The 3,114-nt window shown below is 58.1% G+C and carries 2 protein-coding genes and 1 pseudogene; all 3 read left to right on the top strand.

Features of this window, described 5'->3' with window-relative positions; all coding sequences use genetic code 11:
• Positions 1 to 182 (top strand): annotated as a pseudogene (locus IE093_RS22125) (methylmalonate-semialdehyde dehydrogenase (CoA acylating)); the annotation flags it as partial.
• A gap of 452 nt (positions 183 to 634) precedes the next feature.
• Positions 635 to 1,957 carry an aspartate aminotransferase family protein gene (locus tag IE093_RS22120; protein WP_189473090.1) on the top strand — a complete coding sequence of 441 codons (1,323 nt, stop codon included), beginning with the start codon at positions 635 to 637 and terminating at the stop codon, positions 1,955 to 1,957.
• Positions 1,958 to 2,243: 286 nt separating this feature from the next.
• The coding region (locus IE093_RS22115) for an aldehyde dehydrogenase family protein (protein ID WP_189473087.1) at positions 2,244 to 3,114 on the top strand (871 nt) is incomplete at its 3' end.

Below are 3,114 nucleotides of genomic sequence, written 5' to 3'. Positions count from 1 at the left end.
ACGTGCCGCTGCCGGTGCCGGTGTCCTACCACAGCTTCGGTGGCTGGAAGCGCTCGCTGTTCGGCGACCTGGCCGCCTACGGGCCGGATGCCGTGCGCTTCTACACCAAGCGCAAGACCGTCACCCAGCGCTGGCCGTCGGCCGGGGTACGCGAAGGAGCGCAGTTCTCCTTCCCGTCCTGAGAACCAGGACGCTTGAGAAACGTCATATCATAGGTGTCGTGCCATAGGTATTGCCGGATCGGGGAAACTCGATCCGGCTTTTTTTTGGTTCATCGACGGGGGTTCAATACGCCAGTCAGAAAGTTAAGTAAAAGATTACACGAACAAAAGCATAAAAATGTTTATTGGTACCAAGACCCCATAATATTCTGGCTCTCATAGGCAGCAACTGGAGCGTCCTTCGCCCCTGCTTGATGCCAACATCAAGCAGGCAACGAGAGGAGCGGCACACGATAGCCAATCGTTTATCCCGCTTCGTTGATGGCAAGCGCTCTATTTTGGTGCCCCGCATGTCCACGGCCCGGATGGCCTTCGTTTCTACGCACGCATGAAGACGGTGATAGCACACTGACCTTCCGGTCTTCGCGAAACGACCAACCGATACACCATGCCAACACTACAAGGTGGCTGAAATGACAACTTTCTATAATGAATCGCTTAGCAATCAGGACGTCAAGCAGCTAGACCGCAAAGGGGTTTTCCACTCTTGGTCTGCGCAGGGTTCACTGGACCCGCTGGTGATCAAGAGCGGTAGTGGCTGTCGGCTGTGGGATTATGAAGGACGAGAGTATCTTGATTTTTCAAGCCAACTGGTCAACACCAATATTGGTCATCAACACCCGAAAGTACTTGCAGGCATCAAGGCACAGCTAGACGAGTTGGCCACGGTGGCGCCTTCGCATGCTAATTACGCTCGCGGCTTGGCGGCTGAAAAGATACTTGCTCGCGTACCGGCAGGCTTCGATAAGGTTTTCTTCACCAACGGCGGTGCAGATGCGAACGAAAATGCTATTCGCATGGCTCGCGCCATCACGGGTCGGGAAAAGGTACTGTCGGCTTACCGCTCCTACCATGGCGGTACGGGTTCAGCCATTGTGGCGACGGGCGACTTCCGCCGCGTGCCCAACGAGTATGCCCGTGGTCACGTCCACTTCTTTAACCCCTACCTCTACCGCAGTGACTTTTGGGCGCAGAACGAAGAGGAAGAAGGGGCACGCGCCCTACAGCATTTACGCCGGATCATTGAGTCTGAAGGCGCCGAGTCCATTGCCGCCATCCTGTTGGAAACGGTACCGGGTACCGCGGGTATTCTGGTTCCGCCCAAAGGCTATCTGGATGGCGTAAGAGCGCTGGCTGATGAGTTCGGCATCGTGCTCATTTTCGACGAGGTAATGGCAGGATTTGGCCGTACCGGAAAATGGCTGGCGATGGATCACTTTGGCGTGACGCCCGACCTGATTACATTCGCCAAAGGCATCAACTCAGGTTATGTCCCGGCTGGCGGTGTAATCGTCTCGGAGAGGATTTCGCGTCATTTTGACGAGAACATGTTCTTCGGTGGGCTAACATACTCTGGCCATCCGCTGGCGATGGCAGCCATCTGTGCAACGCTTGATGCGATGGAAGAAGAAGATATCGTAGGCAACGCAGAACGTATTGGCGCTAACGTTTTAGCTCCTGGGTTAAAGCAGATTGCCGAGCGTTACGATATCGTTGGCGAAGTACGCGGACTGGGTGTTTTCCAGGCAATTGAACTGGTAGAAGACCGTGAAAGCCGGCAGCCGCTAAACGCTAAGGCAATGGGGCAGCTTAAAGCTTCCATGGTGGAGTGTGGCTTACTGCCCTTTGTAGTTGCCAATCGCATTCACGTTGTGCCGCCTTGCATGGTCACCGCCCAAGAGGCAGAACAGGGCTTGTCTATCATCAGCGACGCGCTCGGAAGCCTCAAGAGATGAACCTTGAGTCAAATCGGCACGGTTTTTTTTCCCGTCCTGAAAACCAGGACGCTTGAGAAACATCGGGTCATCGATATTGCCGGATCGGGGAAACCCCACCACCGCAGAAAGTTAACCATGCACTTACATAAGATTAAAAGCTTATGGGTTTAACCTAGCACTGAGCGGGACTAGCCTGCCGATCAGGACAGCAACAATAGCGACGCCATTGGCGAACTGGACTGAGCCACCAGCGGACTGAGCTAAAGCATCCCAACCCATAACATCTAATTCGAGAGGTATCACCATGACCACGCTTGGCCATCTGATCAACGGCGCTCGTGTCGACGACGCCGCACGCACCCAGGACATCTACAACCCCTCCACCGGCGAAGTGGGCGGCCAGGTGAGCCTGGCCAGCAAGGCCACCGTCGAGGACGCCATCGCCGCCGCCCAGGCCGCCTATCCGGCCTGGCGCAACACCCCACCCGCCAAGCGTGCGCGCGTCATGTTCCGCTTCAAGCAGTTGCTGGAAGAGCATGCCGATGAGATCTGCCGGCTGATCGGCCAGGAACACGGCAAGATCGTGCACGATGCCAAGGGCGAGCTGCAGCGTGGCATCGAGAACGTGGAATATGCCTGCGGCGTGCCGGAGCTGCTCAAGGGCGAGCATAGCAAGAACGTCGGCCCGGGCATCGATTCCTGGAGCGAGTTCCAGCCGCTGGGCGTGGTCGCCGGTATCACCCCCTTCAACTTCCCGGCCATGGTCCCGCTGTGGATGTACCCGATGGCCATCGCCTGCGGCAACACCTTCGTGCTCAAGCCCTCCGAGCGCGACCCGACCTCGACGCTCTACATTGCCGAGCTGGCACTGGAGGCGGGTCTGCCCGCCGGCGTGCTGAACGTCGTCAACGGTGACAAGGAAGCCGTCGATACCCTGCTCGACGACGCCCGCGTGCAGGCCGTCAGCTTCGTCGGCTCCACGCCGATCGCCGAGTACATCTACAGCCGCGCCAGCGCCAACGGCAAGCGCTGCCAGGCCCTGGGCGGCGCCAAGAACCATGCCATCGTGATGCCCGACGCCGACATGGACAACGTGGTCAACTCCCTGACCGGGGCCGCCTTCGGCTCGTCGGGGGAGCGCTGCATGGCGCTGTCGGTGGCGGTGGCCGTGGGCG

This window comes from Litchfieldella qijiaojingensis, from assembly GCF_014651875.1.
Lineage (GTDB): Bacteria > Pseudomonadota > Gammaproteobacteria > Pseudomonadales > Halomonadaceae > Litchfieldella > Litchfieldella qijiaojingensis.
This window is presented reverse-complemented; position numbering and strand designations above follow the sequence as displayed.